Raw genomic sequence first — 16,560 nt, forward strand, 5'->3', positions numbered from 1 at the left:
CAATTCCTACATTAACTTATCCAAACGTTTGAACACCTTGTCCAGCTCTTTGTCAGCAAAGCAGATAATTGTGTTGGCAGAAAATGAATCTTTTTCAATCAGAAACATGATTTCCATTACCAGAGACAGCTTCCAGTCCGAAACGGGCAATGCTTGCTTGGAAGGTTCAAACAAAACCGGCGGCTGAATTCTGGTTTTCACATCAATCTGCTGACACAATCCTTTCAGGCTCGCACCAGACAATATATTGGATATGTCCAGGATACTTTCTTCCAGCTCGATCATTCCTGATTCATACCCTTTCGCCCGATTCAAATCATCAACAACCGTTTTACACCCCTGACGGCTGATAATGGTGATCAGTTCACCATCCATTTCCCCAAAGAACGACTGTCGGGTATAAAAATAATCATCCTCCCGGGATTGAATCCGCTGGATATCTTCATCCGTTGCGATATGTACATTCGGTACAGAAATCGTGACATGCAGATCAAGCAAACTGGCCAGCTTACTGGCCGCCTGCCCCATTGAAATATTCATAAATTCCTGCAGGGCATCTTTGTGATCATCAGTCAATACAGTACTCATAATAGTCCGACCTCATGTAATACTTCATGCAAATGGGAAGGATCCAGGGGCTTTTTGATAAAAGAAGCGGCACCCAGCTGTTTGACTCTCTTTTGCGAATAGGGCTGAATGTCCGCACTAATTACAATGACTATAGTTTTGGCATCAATATCATGCAAATACTCTAAAACCTCAAAACCATCCATTTCCGGCATGGTTAAATCTAAAAACAATACATCTGCCAATCCCTGAGAATAATTATCAATTGCTTCTTTTCCATTCTGTGCTTCATGCACTTCAATATCCCATTCTTCCGGGAGTGCCCGTATCACTGATTTTCGGGACATTCTCGAATCATCTGCGATAGTGACATTTACGGCCATACCACTCTCCTTATTCTTCAAAAATATTAGACTGGGATTCTAATAGCTGGGGCATTAGCTCCATCAGCATGGCACTCACCTGTTCCGGTAACTCTAAAGAAAGCTGTTCAAACTGATCTTCCGACTCCAGTGGTTCTGTCAGTGTTGCCAGCGCAATTGCACTGCCAAGCCTTTCTACTTCCTTTTCACTGGTAAATAACACTTTATTCTGATTTAAAATCAGCTCACCGGTTTCGATTTCATATCCCCACAGAATAAGCAGATATGCTGCGACAACATGATGATCTTCATAACTGTCCTGCAACCCCAGAAAATCTCTGACCTGCTCTTCAGAGGCGCCTTCTTCAATCACCAGTAATCGGCCGATCGCGGTCAGGATACTGGCAATAAAGACTTTATCCTGATCTCCCCGGCTGAATTTAAGATATTTAGCAAACATTCTGGCAATCGACGCAGTTTTCAGCGCCTTCTCAGAAATTCTTTTCTGCAGCGCGGGGGAGACTCTTTTGTAAGGAATATGGGTTAATAATGAAAGGGCAATGGTTTCAAGCAGGGTGGCTCCAAGCCGGCCAATCGCTTCCGGCAGGGAATCCGTTACCCGGCGAAAACCAAAATATGAAGAGTTAGCAATCTGAAATACCCGGGCGATCAAAGCAGGCTCGTGGCTGATCACATTTGCCATCAAACGTAAATCACAATCAGGTGAAGCAATCACTCTTTGCAATTCACGAACCGCATTTGGCAAAACAGGCAACCCGGAAAGCAACCCCAGCTTTCTGCGACAGGCACCATTAAAAGGCATTTTGTGTAAACGTTCCGCACTGACAAACAGACGTTCGAAATCATATTGTGTAAAGGGTTTCGGTAACACAAAGTGAGCAAAATCATGCGCTCTTTTGGGGATGTCTGCCGAAGTGTCGCCGGTCAGTAAAACCCGGACAGCCTCCGGGAAGGTCTTCTTTACCTCCCCCAGCAGCTCATCCCCTTTCTTCTTTGGCATCAAAAGATCAGAAATAAAAATTGCAGGTTCACCAAAACCTGATTTTTCCCAGTATCCCATCCAGTTTAAAGGATCAGGGACCAGCAAGACTTTCCACTCCGGACGCAGACACCGGAACAACCGGCCTATCGCCTTGAGCATAAATTCGTCATCATCAACACATATCACTTCCAGTTTCATAGCTGTTCCTTCTCAATGTGTTGCTGAGTTAAGATAGGATTCGATCTCTTCTTTCAGATGATTACATTTCACCTCTATACCGGTCAGCCGGGACATATCATCACAAATATTCAGTTCAGCGGATTCAGTGTCTGTTTCGATTTGCTGAAAATCATCGGCTAAATCGTCGGCACCTATGAGCCGGGTTGACGATTTAATACGGTGAGAAAAAACCCGTACCTGTTCCAGATCTTTTTTCAGCCAACAGGTTCTTAAGTCTGTCAGAACATCAGAAACAGATGTTAAATAGCCTTTCAGGATTTCTTCGACATGCTCTTCGCCGACCATTTCAGCTACCCGCCCCGGCTTGAAATACTTTATTTCCACCATATTTCACCCTCAACATGGACCCTGAAAAACAAAATCCACCGATAAACAATGCCTTGCCATCACACAATGATAAGTGTAGTTGATCTTCAGAAAGAGGGATGCCGAAAACGCTGCGTATCTTAACAAAAATGCGTATTGCTGCATCTGCAGCAAAGGGAAGAGGTATGCTGTCAATTAAGCAGAAACAAGATTTAAATATACCCAAACAACCTGAAGATGCAGGGTTCAGGTTGCTTGGGTATAAAGCAAAAAAAAACCGCTCATCATGGATGAGCGGCATTCAGTTCAGCGGGATAGACATAGTCCGGATTGATTCACTCCGGGTTTTAATTGATGAAAAACATCACAAAAAAATCAATCTCCTTTGACTTCATTCCGCAACCGGAAGTTCAGAGGAAACCTGAGTCGTTTTCTCCTGATCAGCGGCTCTCCAGCCGCCGCCAAGTGCTTTATACAAACTCACCCGGCTGACAAGCAGATTCAAATGCGCCGATAGTTCACTTTCCCTTGCACTGAACAGCGATCGTTGTGCATCGAGTAAATCCATATAACTGTCATTTCCCTGCTCATACCGCATTTTTGCCAATTCATAATAATCTTTATTGGCAGCCAGATTCGACTTTTGTGCATGCCATTCTTCCATGTAGTATTGCTGACCCAGCAATGCATCAGAAACCTCTTTAAACGCGGTTTCAATCGCCTCCTGATAAACAATCACAGATTTTTGCCTGGTGATTTTTGCAACATCCAGCGAAGCCTGATTGCTTCCCCAGTCAAAAACGGGCACGGAGATACCAGGAACGAATTGCCACATCCCTGAGGCTGAGCCGAACAAATCTTCCAGAGAACTACTCATTGTGCCAGCATTGGCTGTCAAACTGATTCGCGGGAAAAATGCAGCTCTCGCAGCACCGATATTTGCGTTGGCAGCTTTCAATGAATGTTCTGCAGCAAGAATATCCGGCCGGGACAGAAGCAGCTCTGAAGAAGCCCCCACTTTCAGATCAGTCAACATTCGCCCGTCTTCCTGCGGCAAACGGGCATGGATATGCTGATTCACTGGCGCTCCGACCAGCTGCCTCAGAGTATTATATTGCTGTGCAACTGACAGCTTATACTTCGCCAGCGTTGCTTCAGCACTGTGCAGCGCTGTCTTACTCTGCGCCAACGTCAATGCACTACTGTATCCGGAATCATAGCGCGTTTGTACCAGCGCCAGCGTTTCTTTGTAGGCTTTAACCGTCTCTTCTGTCAGATTCAGTAACTCCTGTTCCGCCAGCAGCCGGATATAGGCTGAAGCGACTTCTGAAACCAGAGAAATCACCGCACTTCTGCGATTTTCATCCTGAGCAAAATAAGACTCCAGTGCCGCGGACGACAAGTTTTTCACCCGGCCAAACAAGTCCAGCTCGTAGCTGGTCACACCAATGGTCGCTGAATACTGAGAACTATAAACAGTGCCGGTACCAGTCACCGCATCAGATGTTCTCTGACGGGTTCCGGAGCCGGTTGCATCCAGTGACGGAAAACGGGCACTATCCTGAATACGATACTGTGCCTGCATCGATGCCACACTCAGCAAAGTTTGCTTCAAATCTTTATTATGCGTCAGAGCCGATTCAATCAGTGATTGCAGCTGTTGATCAGACATAAATGTCCGCCAGTCTGGTAATGCAGTCTCATTCGATGCCGTCTGTTCAATGCCATGCCAACCGTCCGAAGACGGAGACTCAGGGCGCTGATAGTCTGGCGCAAGACTACATCCACTTAGTCCTGCGACCATGAGCAGAGATAATAATTTAACCCGCATCTGACACCTCCTCAGATGGCTGAATAGTTGCACCAATCTGTCTTGGCTTTGTTCGGAATAAGCGCATCACCAAAACAAAAAACACCGGCACAAAGAAAATAGATAACACAGTCGCAGAAATCATCCCGCCGACAACGCCCCAGCCAATCGCATGACGGCTTGCCGCACCGGCGCCAGAGCTCAGAGCCAGCGGCAAAACCCCCAGAATAAAGGCGAAAGAAGTCATTAAGATCGGACGTAAACGCATCCGGCATGCTTCCACCGTGGCTTTGAATAACGGCATTCCCTGATCGTAAAGCGATTTGGCAAATTCAACGATCAGGATGGCATTTTTCGCCGATAGCCCTATTGTCGTTAATAAACCAACCTGGAAGTAAATATCGTTTGATAATCCCTTGAGCATGGTTGCTGCAACTGCACCGAAAATGCCCAGCGGCACCACCAGAATAACTGAGAACGGCACACTCCAGCTCTCATAAAGCGCGGCAAGACACAGGAAGACGATTAACAGTGAAATAGCATACAGTGCACTGGCCTGAGAACCGGACTGTTTCTCCTGGTAAGAAATACCGCCCCATTCAACACCAATACCATCCGGTAACTGACTGACAATATCTTCAATGGCTTTCATCGCATCTCCGGTACTTTTTCCAGGCGCAGCCGCCCCCTGGATATTCACGGAAGGGAAGCCATTGAAACGCTCCAGCCTTGGAGAACCAAATGTCCAGTAGGTCCGGGCAAAGGCATCAAAAGGAACCATATCACCGTCAGAGTTTCTGACATGCCAGAGGCTGAAATCTTCCGGATTCATCCGGTACTTAGCATCAGACTGGACATAAACTTTCTTAATTCTTCCGTTATCAACAAAATCATTGACATAAGCAGAACCCCATGCCGTTGATAACGTTGAATTAATATCACTGACCGAAACGCCCATTGCCATTGCCTTTTCGTAGTCGATATCAATTCGCAGCTGCGACGTATCTTCCATACCATTCGGACGAACAGAAGCCAGTACCGGGTTTTGAGCTGCCATACCAAGCAACTGATTCCGGGCCTGAATCAATTTGTCATGTCCCAGATTGCCGCGATCAACCAGATAAGCATCAAAACCACTGGATGTACCCAGGGCCGGCACTACCGGAATATTAAAGGTGAATATCTGCGCTTCTTTCACCTGTGAGAGAGCACCCCAGGCCCGGCCAATAATGGCATTCACAGCCTGAGCCGGACTCTGACGCTCATCCCAGTCTTTCAGCTTCACAAAGGCCATCGCCATATTTTGTCCGCTGCCGGCAAAACTGAATCCGGCCACACTGAATACTGAAGCAACGCTGTCTTTTTCATCGTTGATAAAGTGACTCCGCACCTTATCGACAACTTTCAGTGTTCGTTCCTGGGTCGCACCGCTGGGCAGTTTGATCATCACCATGACGACCCCCTGATCTTCCTCAGGCAGGAAGGACGTGGGTAGTTTTGTCCACATCAACACAAGCCCGCCAACAATCAGAGCGTATATCAATACATAACGAAGCTTATGGGTCAGCCCTTTCTCCACTGTATTTCTGTAACGGATCGTGCCCTGATTAAACAGCTTATTAAACAGTGCCACGGGCCCCCGTTGTGCCAGATGACTGCCTTCGGTCAACGGACGTAAAATCGTCGCACACAGTGCAGGTGTCAAAATCATTGCCACAAGAACAGACAACACCATCGACGAAACAATTGTGATCGAAAACTGTCGGTAAATAGAACCGGGTGCGCCGCCAAAAAATGCCATCGGAATAAACACCGCACTTAAAACCAGTGCAATCCCGACCAGTGCACCGGTAATTTGCCCCATAGATTTCCGGGTTGCTTCCAGCGGTGACAACCCATCTTCAGCCATCACCCGCTCGACGTTTTCGACCACCACTATCGCATCATCCACCAATAACCCGATCGCCAGCACGAGGCCGAACATGGTTAAAGTGTTAATGGAAAAATCAAATGCAGACATAATGCCGAATGTGCCCAGCAGTACAACCGGGACAGCAATTGTCGGAATGAGTGTTGCACGAAAGTTTTGCAGGAAAAGATACATCACCAGAAAGACCAGAATAACCGCTTCAATCAGTGTATGTACCACTTCTTCAATCGAAATCTTAACAAACGGTGTTGTATCGTAAGGGAACACAACCTTCAGGTTTTTCGGAAAGTACTGAGAAAGTTCTTTCATCTTGGCCCGGACTGCATCAGAGGTATCCAGCGCATTCGCACCGGTCGCCAGCTTCACAGCAATACCCGTCGCATACATACCGTTAAACTGTGCAACTGCCTTATAACTTTCTCCACCCAGTTCAACCCGGGCAACGTCTTTTAAACGAATCTGAGCACCGTCAGTGTCAACACTTAAAAGGATATTCTGAAAGTCGTCAACCGTGCTTAAGCGGCCCTGAGAAGTGATAGTTGCATTCAGCTGCTGACCTTTGACCGCAGGAGAACCGCCAATTTCCCCCACAGAAACCTGGGTATTCTGTGCGCTAATCGCACTGGTTACATCAATGGTCGTCAGGCTGTATTTATTCAGTTTATGCGGGTCCAGCCAGATACGCATCGCATGCTGCGCACCAAACACATCCACTTCACCGACACCCTGAACACGACTCACTGACTCCTTCACGTTGGAAATGACATAGTCCGACAACTCGGTATTATTCATCGTACCGTCAGTCGAAATAAAACCAACCACCATCAAAAAACTACTGGTCGATTTCGCCACCGTAATCCCCTGATTCACGACCGAATCAGGCAGGTTCGATTCAACGGCATTGAGTTTATTCTGAACCTGAACCTGGGCAATATCCGGATCAGTACCGGTTGCAAACGTTAACTGAGTTGAAAAACGTCCGGAAGAATCACTGCTTGAGGACATATATAACAGGTTATCGATCCCCGTCATATTCTGCTCAATAATCTGGGTCACACTGTTTTCAACTGTTTTCGCCGATGCCCCGGTATAGTTCCCGGTAATACTGACTGCAGGCGGTGCAATCTGCGGATACTGCTCAATTGGAAGCATCTTGATTGCTAACGTACCCGCAAGCATGATGATGATTGCAATGACCCAGGCAAAAATTGGTCTGTCTATAAAAAAGCGGGCCATATATTACTGCTCCTGTGCTATCTCTTTCTGATTCACTTTCACAGAACTACCTGCATGAACCTTCTGTAATCCGCTGACAATCACTTTATCGCCAACCTTCAGGCCTGACTCAACCAGCCAGTCAGTACCGATCACACGATTCGCAACAATTTCACGATCTTCGGCTTTATTGTCCTTGCTGATCACCATCACATGCGCATTACCCTGAACATCACGACTCACTGCTGCCTGAGGTACCAGAATTGCGTCAGGTCGTTGCTCTACCGGTACATCAGCCCGGACATACAAACCCGGTAATAACATCTGATCCGGATTGGGTAACAAGGCGCGAAGACTCACCGTCCCGGTTTTTTCATCAACAGTGACATCAGTAAACTGTAATGTGGCCTCCTGAGAGATTTTGGTCCCGTCATCCAGACTCAGATGAATGCCATTTAACTTCTGTTCTCCCTTCTGAGAATGCTTCTGTCTGAGTTTGAGTAATTCATTCCCGGACTGAGACAAATCAACATACAATGGATTCAATTGCTGAATTTTAGCCAGATAAGCCGTTTGGTTAGCAGTCACCAATGCACCTTCCGTGACCGAAGATTTACCAATCCGGCCGGAAATAGGTGCCTTAATTTTGGTATAATCCAGATTAATCTGAGCCGCTTTAACCTGGGCTTTTGCCGCCATCACCGATGCAATACCCGCCCGGTAAGTTGCCTGCGAATCTTCATAATCCTGTTCACTGATGGCTCTTTTCTGAATCAGATTCTGATAGCGCTGCGCCTGAAGTTTAGCCTTCTCCAGTGTTGCTTCTGCGGAAGCTAAATCCGCTTTAGCACTATCCAGTGCGGCTTCATAAGTTGAAGGGTCGATCTGATATAGGATATCGCCTTGCTTCACCATGCTGCCTTCAACAAACAGCCGTTTTAAAATTATTCCGGCGACCTGAGGACGAACCTCAGCAATCCGGTATGCGCTGGTCCGTCCCGGCAAACGCGTGGTCAGCTCCAGAGGACGGGACTGAATCGTCACTGCATCAACAGCCACAGCCTGCGGTGGGTGATTTGCAGCTGATTCTGTCGCATCGGGCTGACACCCGGTGATTGCCAATGCAAGACTGATAGCAAGAATTGACTGACGACAAAGGGGAAAATATTTCGTCATGCATTACTCTCCTGAATACAGCTGTCAGGATTTTTAAACAGCCGTCATAGATAAAAAATCTGATATTTCCATATCAGACAATGATTCATTTCACGTAAACAAATAACTTTCGGGTAACAAATTTGACCGTATACCCTCAGCAGTAAAGAAGCCGGACATAAGCGGGCTATACTTTAAATCAGCAAACCACGGCCCCGGAAAAACAACAACCTGGGTATAGTAATCTGTAAACAGGTTAAAATGTGGTTAATAACCGCCGGTAATCTGATTCAGAACCACGTCAAACCACTATGTTTTGAACATTATTTTAAATCAGATCAAAAAAACTGTTTTTCAACGACAGCTCTCAAATTCAGGTAATTAGCGGGTTGTTGCAGCCAGTGTTCCACCAGCCAGAATAAAAGCACTGCCAGATATCCGGTTGAATAATTTTCCGGCACCAGGTCCGGATATAAAAGCGCCGACTTTCTTTCCTGCCACAGCATAAATAAACATGATTGAACAATCCATTACAAACCATGTCACTGCCAAAATTATCAGCTGGGAAAGAAAAGGAGAACTGACATCGATAAACTGAGGAAACAGCGCACCGAAAAAGAGTAAATCTTTAGGATTGCCGACACCAACGATATATCCGCTGCGAAAACAATGGGAAAATGTCGCTTTGCCTTCAGAGTATTGCCGGGTTCCGGCAGATTGCCCCAGCCGGATAGGCTCTGAACACCATGTCTGAATTCCCAGATAAATCAGATAAACACCACCCGCAATTTTCAGAAACAGAAACAGCGATGCAGAAGATTGCAAAATTGCCCCGACACCAAACGCTGACAGTCCCATTAATGTCAGTGCTGCAATACCGCCACCAAGAATCGTTCCAAGCGCTTTCTTTGTGCCGTATCTTGCACCATGCGTCAGACATAAAATGGCCGAAGGTCCCGGAAAAGCAATCAGTGCAGAAATAACGGCAAGAAACATCAGCCATTGGTGTACTTCCATAAAAAACATCCTGTTATGAGCCGGGAAAGGATGTCAATAAACCATATTTCCGGACAAAAGGCCATCAAATCATACTGGCATCAAAGGAATAAACTTTCACCACATCATTAAAAAACCAACCGGTTACGGTTGGTTTTTTGCAGCCTGATACCTGATACCTGATAAATATTATTCAGCCATTTCTCTTGCGGTACGGATGTAGAAATCACGTAATTTCATCGCAACCGGGCCCGGTTTACCTTCCCCGATTTCACGATCATCAATGGCAACGACAGGCCAGACAAATGTTGTCGCTGAGCTGATAAATGCTTCTTTTGCGGCATAAGCTTCTTCAATCGTGAACAGACGTTCTTCAATTTTCAGGTCTGAATCTTCCGCCAGCTTCATCAATGCAGCCCGGGTAATACCATGCAGGATATCATTACTCAGCGGACGGGTAACCAGTGTGCCTTCCTGCGTCACAATATAAGCATTACTCGAACCACCTTCAGTCACATAACCATCTTCAATCAGCCAGACATCAGAAGCACCGGCAGCATGAGCTGCATGCTTGGCAAGACAAGCAGGCAACAGGCTGGTTGTTTTAATATCACGGCGTCTCCAGCGGATATCATCATAAGAGATAACCTTAATCCCTTTTTGGGCTATTGCACTATTAACTAACTGTTTCGCCTGAGTAAATAAAACCAGAGTGGGCTCAATGTCTTCACTGTAAGAAAAGTCACGATCACTTTCAGCACCACGGGTCAGTTGCAGGTAAACACCACCTTCTTCAACCCCGTTTTTCTTAATCAGCGTTCTCTGAATTTCAACCAGTTCTTCCGCACTAACCGGAATTTTAATGCCAAGTTCATGACATGAACGCTCAAGACGAGCCATATGTCCGGCATTATCGACCAGTTTGCCATCCAGCACAGAGGTCACTTCATAAACCGCATCAGCAAACAGAAAGCCACGGTCAAAAATAGATATTTTAGCTTCAGATTCAGGTACATACGCACCATTCACATAAACAATTCGTTCCATAATATATTCTTCCTTCATCCCCACAATGCTGAGTCAAAAGGCATCATCTGATTCGCTTCAAATCTGAATCCATGCTCAATATCTTTACTCAACAATAAAGGACCATCCAAATCAACAACTTCAACACCCTGTGCGACAACAAAAGCCGGCGCCATACTCAGTGAAGAAGACAACATACAACCCACCATGACTCTTAGTCCTGCAGCTTCAGCGTCTTTCTTCAGCGCCAGTGCTTCAGTCAAACCACCGGTTTTATCCGTTTTAATATTAATCATGTCATAGCGGCCAATAATTTTTGGCAAACTCTTCCTGTCATGACATGATTCATCAGCACAAATCGGAATCGGACGCTCCAGGTTATCCAGCACCGCATCCTGATCTGCATGGAATGGTTGCTCAATCATGGCAACATTCAGCTTTTGCAGCTCAGGAATCAGTGCCTGATAAGTTTCAACATCCCAGGCTTCATTCGCATCCAGAATAATGGTGGCATCCGGTGCACCTCGGCGAACCGCTATCACACGTTCTAAATCTTCCGCACCGCCGAGTTTTAATTTCAGCAACGGACGAAATGAGTTCTCAACCGCAGCCTGTTCCATCTTTCGCGGCTTATCCAGTGATAAGGTATAAGCCGTCGTCAATGGTTCCGGCGTGGCTTGTACTAAAGACCAGATACTTTCACCCTGATACTTACAGGCCAGATCCCACATCGCGCAATCGACGGCATTGCGGGCAGCACCTGAAGGCAGCAGAGACTGTAGCTGAGTGCGATCAATCCCACATTTGATTTCCGGAATAATCCCCCGGATCTGCCCCATCACACTTTCAATGGACTCCTGATAACGGGCATAAGGGACACATTCTCCCCGCCCGGTGACACCATCTTTTTCAATTTCAACAATAATGGTATCAGCTGAAGTTTTACTGCCCCGTGAGATTGTAAAACTTCCGCGAATCGGCCAGCTTTTTGTGTACAGACTGATATTCATTACAACTCCGAAAGATGATCAACAATACGCCCGACACCTTGTCTGAAAGGGTCAACAACCGGCAAGCCGACTTTTTCTTCCAGCTGACTCATGTAAGTCAGTGCAGCGTCTTCATCCAGTGCAGAAGTATTGACTGAAACACCAACAAAACGAGCAGCCGGATTTGTCAGACGTGCTGCTGCAAGGTTAGCTTCCATACAAACGTCAATCTCAGGTAATTTGTATTCCGGTAATCCGCGCATATGTTCACGGGTTGGCTCATGGCAGAGAACCAAAGCGTCAGCCTGAGAACCATGAATCAATCCGGTTGTTACACCGGCAAAAGAAGCATGGAATAAAGAACCCTGTCCTTCAATCACATCCCAGTGTGCTTCATCGTTTGCTGGCGTAATAGTTTCAATTGCGCCGGCGATAAAGTCAGCAACAACACAATCGGCACTTACACCGCCACCCGTAATCAGAATACCGGTTTGACCTGTTGCTCTGAAATCTGCATCCATTCCCCGGTCTTTCATTTCTTTTTCAATGGCCAGAGAGGTATACATTTTTCCGACTGAGCAATCTGTACCCACTGTCAGTAAACGCTTACCTGAACGGGGTTTGCCATTGGCAACCGGATAAGCCTGAGAAGGATAACGCACATCAAACAGCGACCGGCCGTGCTTCTGAGCACATTCAACTAATGCCGGAATATCATTCAGTTTATTATGCAGGCCTGCCGCGATATCCATGCCTGCTTCCAGCGCCTCAATCAGCACACTAACCCACTCATCAGAAATAATACCGCCGCGGTTCGCTACTCCGATCACCAGCGTTTTAGCACCGGCATTGACCGCTTCCGCAATGGACATATCAGTCAGTCCACAATCAGCTTTACAACTGTCTAAACGAAACTGACCTACACAATACTCAGGGCGCCATGTTTTGATTCCCTGAGCAACTTTTGCAGCTAAAGCATCTGCTGCATCACCTAAAAACAATAAATAAGGCTTTTTCAGTTCCATCTTTTTCTTTACTCCGTCGCTAAATTTGTGAGTGAACCCGTCACACTTTCAATTCTTTTGAACATTTCACTAATCATTAAGCAAAATACATGACAATTATTCTGAAGGGAATGATTCAGCAGTGAATACAATATCGAATATAAAGGCGCATACTGAATTTAAATTCATTAAATATGAATTTAAATTTATTTTTGCATCTTTTTAAGATTTAACAGAAAAATCCGGACAGAAGCTTTTTTTCAGAGTCATATTCCAAACGAAGGTTATAAGTCAGAAAAAAACTTCACTGAACAGATAAATTCGAATTTATATAATTTTGTAAAAAAGCCGATAAAACAGAGATTCACACTAACAAAAAAAATCATCAACATATTTAAAAACACGATATACATCACAGATAATCGTAATCCTACAAGCTTAACATTTACACCAATTGCACCAACACGGTGCTTTATGCACTACTATTGATCATGAAAGTGTTGTTTTTCTGCTTTAATCAGGTGAATCAGCAGACACGCTTCAGTAATTAGCGTAAAATATGCAAATACCAGCCCTGAGAGTCAAAACAGAATATTTAACTAAATTTATCATGAACACCGAAATTAAATAAAAACACCTCCGATAATCTGAAATCCTGACAACATTTTTTATTATCATCGATCACCCCGGATGCTTCCGGCACAAACAATATAGAAATACATGAACGGTGGCTGGTCTGTAACTTGCTAAAATTAGTAGTGAAATGGATCGGGACAGATCGCCTGTAAGTGAGAAGAACCCATAAAAATGTGCTTAAGGTTGTATTTCAATCCATGATTGCCATGATCCATTCGCATCAGGACAGACAAACAATTCAATCGATTTATCAATATCAGGAACGATTATGATCACAGCAGAAGCCGTCATTGATTTACAGGCATTAAGGAATAACTACAACAAACTGAAAGCGCAGTGCAACAGCCAGGAACTGGTTGCTGTGATTAAAGGTGACGCATACGGACACAATGCAGTCAAAGTTGCAAAAGCTCTCCCTGACGCGGACGTGTTTGCGGTATCCAGAATAGAGGAAGCGGTTGAACTCCGCGAAGCGGGTATTACCCAACCGGTATTATTACTTGAAGGCTGCTTTTGCAGCGATGATCTGAAAACCGCCTCTTCACTCAACCTCCAGACAACCATTCACTGCGCTGAACAACTTGACGATTTCAAACAGACCAAACTGGAAAATAAAATCACTGTCTGGCTGAAACTGGACACTGGCATGCACCGTCTGGGGGTTCAGCCTGATGAGCTGGAAGATTATGTCAACCAGATTCAGGACACACACCAGGTCAAAGGTGATGTCGGTTTCATCAGTCATTTCAGTTGTGCCGATGAGCTTTCATCACCTGCAACACTCGCCCAGTTGGAATTATTTAAAACATGTACCGCTCCTTATCCCGGCCCGAAAACACTGGCAAACTCTGCCGGAATCATTTACTGGAAAGACGCACATTTTAATGTCTCCCGCGCAGGCATTGCTTTATATGGAATTTCTCCTATTCCGGACAAGAAAGGCGCAGACCACAATCTGACGCCGGTGATGACACTGAATTCGCGGCTTATCGCAGTCAGAAAGCATCAGGCCAACGAGCCTGTTGGCTACGGAGCGCTTTGGCAATCCAGTCACGCAACGAATATTGGTGTCATCGCAATGGGATATGGCGATGGTTATCCGCGCTCAACCCCGATGGGAACACCGGTCTATATTAACGGGCGTATTGTTCCGGTTGCGGGCAGAATTTCAATGGATATGATTACCGTAGACTTAGGCCCTGATGCCACAGACAAAGTAGGTGATCTCGTTGAATTTTGGGGAAACAACCTGCCTGTCGAAGAAGTCGCCCGACATATCGGAACCATTCCTTATGAACTGGTTATCCAACTGACAAAACGGGTGGTCAGAACATTTATTGGTGAATAAACACCTCTCTTCCTTCTATTAAGGCAGCAATCATGCTGCCTTTTTGTTATCCGCACCATATCTCTGCTTTTCAACATCAGATGATCAGATCAACCTCCAATAAACATATGTCAAAATAAAATAAAAAAACCAAATTGACATATGTCATTTAATGACGCATTATCTTTGTACACAGACAATCTGAAGTTACAAAGTTGTTTGGGTATATAAAACCGGGCTGAAAAACCAACTGCTTGCAAAACAGACATCATATAATATGAAATCAGTTCAGTTATACTCAGCCAGTAATCGTCAAGACTTATGAAGGAGCTATTCATGGATAAGATTCACGTTGCTTTCATTGGATTAGGTGTCATGGGGTATCCAATGGCAGGACACCTTTCTGAGGCCGGACATCACACCAGCGTGTTTAACCGTACCTCACAAAAATCTGCCGCCTGGGAAAAACAATATCGTGGTATTGCCTGTGATACCCCGGCAAAAGCTGCCACTGGTAGTCAGATCATTTTTCTCTGCGTCGGCAATGATGATGATGTAAGAAGTGTGATGTATGGGGAAGACGGGATATTAGCCGGCGCAAATCCCGGCGCTATCATTGTTGATCACACCACCACGTCTGCAGAGCTTGCCCTCGAATTAGCCACTGCATGTCAGACACGGGACATGCATTTTATCGATGCCCCGGTTTCAGGCGGACAGGCAGGAGCAGAAAATGGGACACTGACCGTCATGTGTGGCGGTGAGGCGGATATATTTGAACAGATACAACCTGTGGTTGCCTCTTATGCTAAACAGGCCGTTTTGCTGGGTGCGCACGGACAGGGACAGCGTTGTAAGATGGTTAACCAAATCTGTATTGCCGGCATATTGCAAGGGTTGAGTGAAGCATTGTCACTGGCAAAACATGCCCATCTCGACATTGAACAGGTCGTTGATGTATTAAAACATGGCGCTGCCGGTTCATGGCAAATGGAAAACCGGGCTGTGACTATGTCTGATGATCAATTCGATTTTGGATTTGCAATCGACTGGATGCGTAAAGATTTAGGCTTTTGCATCAATGAAGCTGAAAAGCATCAGCTTGATCTTCCGATGACAAAAAATGTAGACCAGTTGTATGCAAACCTTCAGCAACAAGGTTTAGGACGAATGGACACATCCGTATTGATCAAAGCTTATGATCAGAATAAATGATCTCAGCCTGCTCTCTGATTCATTTCAGAGAGCATTCGCTTCATCGGTATAAAACGGATACCATTCACCTCTTCTTCCTCCCCCTCGACAATAAATCCATTTGCCAGATAAAAAGAGACCGCATTCGGCGAAGCTTTCAGTTCTAACGTATCAGAGGTAACGAATTCAGAGATCAGGTGATCTAATAATTTGCGTCCGATCCCACATCCCTGTATACAACCGGCCACAAAGAGTTTTGTAATATACCGGCCCTTTCTGATGGCAGCAAATCCAAGTAACTTATCATCGATCACCAGCTTTACGGACTGATAGTCTGCACCTAAAACTGAAACCCGGACTTCATTGGCAACAACGGATAAGAAATATGCCTGCCCGGTATCACTCAAACCCGGGAAGATGTCGCTTCGGGCAACATTTGTAACCAGTTCAATAATTGCTTCAATATCTTCCGTTTCCGCCTTCTTTATATACATCTATGTTTTCAACTCCCTGCGACAACACCTGTCAGTTGTAAACTGTCAGATTAATACATATCAGGTATATTTGACTATATCACCACCGAAGAATTCCATCTAATGGCCACCAGGCTGAATACGACCGGTGTTATACCCAAACAATCTGAATATTTTCTTACAAATTTTGTATTTTATACAGACTAAAAATATTTCAGCCATTCACATCATTCAATTATAATAGTCAGGACAAATTAAATAACTGCGTTACCTTTCATAGATTAAAATCATTATATTCACCTCCATACATATATATTTTCTCTTCTG

General features: G+C 45.3%; 15 protein-coding genes. 3 read left to right on the forward strand and 12 right to left on the reverse strand.

Features of this window, described 5'->3' with window-relative positions; translation table 11 throughout:
- Nucleotides 1–6 precede the first annotated feature (6 nt).
- Genes OC443_RS12185 through OC443_RS12200 form a run of 4 tightly spaced genes read right to left on the reverse strand, consistent with a single transcriptional unit; the run spans nucleotide 7 to nucleotide 2,499 of the window.
- On the reverse strand, nucleotides 7–588 hold the full coding sequence (locus tag OC443_RS12185; RefSeq protein ID WP_073584355.1) for a chemotaxis protein CheC: 582 nt from the start codon (nucleotides 586–588) through the stop codon (nucleotides 7–9).
- Nucleotides 585–950 carry a response regulator gene (locus OC443_RS12190; RefSeq protein ID WP_073584353.1) on the reverse strand — a complete coding sequence of 122 codons (366 nt, stop codon included), beginning with the start codon at nucleotides 948–950 and terminating at the stop codon, nucleotides 585–587. The genes OC443_RS12185 and OC443_RS12190 overlap by 4 nt, the downstream gene beginning before the upstream one ends.
- Before the next feature lie 10 nt (nucleotides 951–960).
- Complete coding sequence (locus OC443_RS12195) at nucleotides 961–2,130, reverse strand: HDOD domain-containing protein (RefSeq protein ID WP_073584351.1); 1,170 nt, start codon at nucleotides 2,128–2,130, stop codon at nucleotides 961–963.
- 12 nt (nucleotides 2,131–2,142) lie between these two features.
- Nucleotides 2,143–2,499, reverse strand: coding sequence for an Hpt domain-containing protein (locus OC443_RS12200; protein ID WP_073584349.1), 357 nt, complete (start codon nucleotides 2,497–2,499; stop codon nucleotides 2,143–2,145).
- Nucleotides 2,500–2,597: 98 nt separating this feature from the next.
- Here OC443_RS12200 and OC443_RS12205 point away from each other — a divergent pair, with 98 nt between their 5' ends.
- Nucleotides 2,598–2,867: a hypothetical protein gene (locus OC443_RS12205; RefSeq protein WP_073584347.1), complete on the forward strand. Its 270-nt coding sequence runs from the start codon at nucleotides 2,598–2,600 to the stop codon at nucleotides 2,865–2,867.
- Between the two features lie 2 nt (nucleotides 2,868–2,869).
- On the opposite strand, the gene OC443_RS12210 is transcribed toward OC443_RS12205, so the two are convergent.
- The 7 genes from OC443_RS12210 to dgcN all read right to left on the reverse strand — a co-directional run bounded on the left by OC443_RS12210 (nucleotide 2,870) and on the right by dgcN (nucleotide 12,624).
- Nucleotides 2,870–4,309 (reverse strand): efflux transporter outer membrane subunit, encoded by a 1,440-nt coding sequence (locus tag OC443_RS12210; protein WP_073584346.1) that lies wholly within the window; start codon nucleotides 4,307–4,309, stop codon nucleotides 2,870–2,872.
- Nucleotides 4,299–7,454: an efflux RND transporter permease subunit gene (locus OC443_RS12215; protein WP_073584345.1), complete on the reverse strand. Its 3,156-nt coding sequence runs from the start codon at nucleotides 7,452–7,454 to the stop codon at nucleotides 4,299–4,301. The genes OC443_RS12210 and OC443_RS12215 overlap by 11 nt, the downstream gene beginning before the upstream one ends.
- A gap of 3 nt (nucleotides 7,455–7,457) precedes the next feature.
- On the reverse strand, nucleotides 7,458–8,609 hold the full coding sequence (locus tag OC443_RS12220) for an efflux RND transporter periplasmic adaptor subunit (RefSeq protein WP_073584344.1): 1,152 nt from the start codon (nucleotides 8,607–8,609) through the stop codon (nucleotides 7,458–7,460).
- A gap of 360 nt (nucleotides 8,610–8,969) precedes the next feature.
- Nucleotides 8,970–9,605, reverse strand: coding sequence for a LysE family translocator (locus OC443_RS12225; protein ID WP_073584343.1), 636 nt, complete (start codon nucleotides 9,603–9,605; stop codon nucleotides 8,970–8,972).
- A gap of 168 nt (nucleotides 9,606–9,773) precedes the next feature.
- A complete protein-coding gene (locus tag OC443_RS12230; RefSeq protein WP_073584374.1) occupies nucleotides 9,774–10,631 on the reverse strand; it encodes a D-amino-acid transaminase in 858 nt (285 codons plus the stop codon).
- A gap of 14 nt (nucleotides 10,632–10,645) precedes the next feature.
- A complete protein-coding gene (dgcA, locus tag OC443_RS12235; protein WP_073584342.1) occupies nucleotides 10,646–11,620 on the reverse strand; it encodes an N-acetyl-D-Glu racemase DgcA in 975 nt (324 codons plus the stop codon).
- Nucleotides 11,620–12,624, reverse strand: coding sequence for an N-acetyltransferase DgcN (gene dgcN, locus OC443_RS12240; RefSeq protein ID WP_073584341.1), 1,005 nt, complete (start codon nucleotides 12,622–12,624; stop codon nucleotides 11,620–11,622). The genes dgcA and dgcN overlap by 1 nt, the downstream gene beginning before the upstream one ends.
- Nucleotides 12,625–13,507: 883 nt before the next feature.
- Between dgcN and alr the strand changes: the two genes are divergently transcribed.
- Complete coding sequence (gene alr / locus OC443_RS12245) at nucleotides 13,508–14,587, forward strand: alanine racemase (RefSeq protein ID WP_073584340.1); 1,080 nt, start codon at nucleotides 13,508–13,510, stop codon at nucleotides 14,585–14,587.
- Between the two features lie 315 nt (nucleotides 14,588–14,902).
- Nucleotides 14,903–15,781, forward strand: a complete 879-nt coding sequence (locus tag OC443_RS12250) for an NAD(P)-dependent oxidoreductase (protein WP_073584338.1) — start codon at nucleotides 14,903–14,905, stop codon at nucleotides 15,779–15,781.
- Nucleotides 15,782–15,783: 2 nt separating this feature from the next.
- On the opposite strand, the gene OC443_RS12255 is transcribed toward OC443_RS12250, so the two are convergent.
- Nucleotides 15,784–16,254: a GNAT family N-acetyltransferase gene (locus tag OC443_RS12255; RefSeq protein ID WP_073584337.1), complete on the reverse strand. Its 471-nt coding sequence runs from the start codon at nucleotides 16,252–16,254 to the stop codon at nucleotides 15,784–15,786.
- Nucleotides 16,255–16,560 lie beyond the last annotated feature (306 nt).

It is taken from the genome of Vibrio quintilis (assembly GCF_024529975.1).
Taxonomy (GTDB): Bacteria; Pseudomonadota; Gammaproteobacteria; order Enterobacterales; family Vibrionaceae; genus Vibrio; species Vibrio quintilis.

Bases quoted from the DNA above. Each gene is read 5' to 3' on its own strand.
- OC443_RS12210 (WP_073584346.1), bottom strand. From the start codon at position 4,309: ATGCGGGTTAAATTATTATCTCTGCTCATGGTCGCAGGACTAAGTGGA.
- OC443_RS12215 (WP_073584345.1), bottom strand. From the start codon at position 7,454: ATGGCCCGCTTTTTTATAGACAGACCAATTTTTGCCTGGGTCATTGCA.
- OC443_RS12250 (WP_073584338.1), top strand. From the start codon at position 14,903: ATGGATAAGATTCACGTTGCTTTCATTGGATTAGGTGTCATGGGGTAT.
- OC443_RS12190 (WP_073584353.1), bottom strand. From the start codon at position 950: ATGGCCGTAAATGTCACTATCGCAGATGATTCGAGAATGTCCCGAAAA.
- alr (WP_073584340.1), top strand. From the start codon at position 13,508: ATGATCACAGCAGAAGCCGTCATTGATTTACAGGCATTAAGGAATAAC.
- dgcA (WP_073584342.1), bottom strand. From the start codon at position 11,620: ATGAATATCAGTCTGTACACAAAAAGCTGGCCGATTCGCGGAAGTTTT.
- dgcN (WP_073584341.1), bottom strand. From the start codon at position 12,624: ATGGAACTGAAAAAGCCTTATTTATTGTTTTTAGGTGATGCAGCAGAT.
- OC443_RS12225 (WP_073584343.1), bottom strand. From the start codon at position 9,605: ATGGAAGTACACCAATGGCTGATGTTTCTTGCCGTTATTTCTGCACTG.
- OC443_RS12230 (WP_073584374.1), bottom strand. From the start codon at position 10,631: ATGGAACGAATTGTTTATGTGAATGGTGCGTATGTACCTGAATCTGAA.
- OC443_RS12200 (WP_073584349.1), bottom strand. From the start codon at position 2,499: ATGGTGGAAATAAAGTATTTCAAGCCGGGGCGGGTAGCTGAAATGGTC.
- OC443_RS12220 (WP_073584344.1), bottom strand. From the start codon at position 8,609: ATGACGAAATATTTTCCCCTTTGTCGTCAGTCAATTCTTGCTATCAGT.
- OC443_RS12255 (WP_073584337.1), bottom strand. From the start codon at position 16,254: ATGTATATAAAGAAGGCGGAAACGGAAGATATTGAAGCAATTATTGAA.
- OC443_RS12185 (WP_073584355.1), bottom strand. From the start codon at position 588: ATGAGTACTGTATTGACTGATGATCACAAAGATGCCCTGCAGGAATTT.
- OC443_RS12195 (WP_073584351.1), bottom strand. From the start codon at position 2,130: ATGAAACTGGAAGTGATATGTGTTGATGATGACGAATTTATGCTCAAG.
- OC443_RS12205 (WP_073584347.1), top strand. From the start codon at position 2,598: ATGCCGAAAACGCTGCGTATCTTAACAAAAATGCGTATTGCTGCATCT.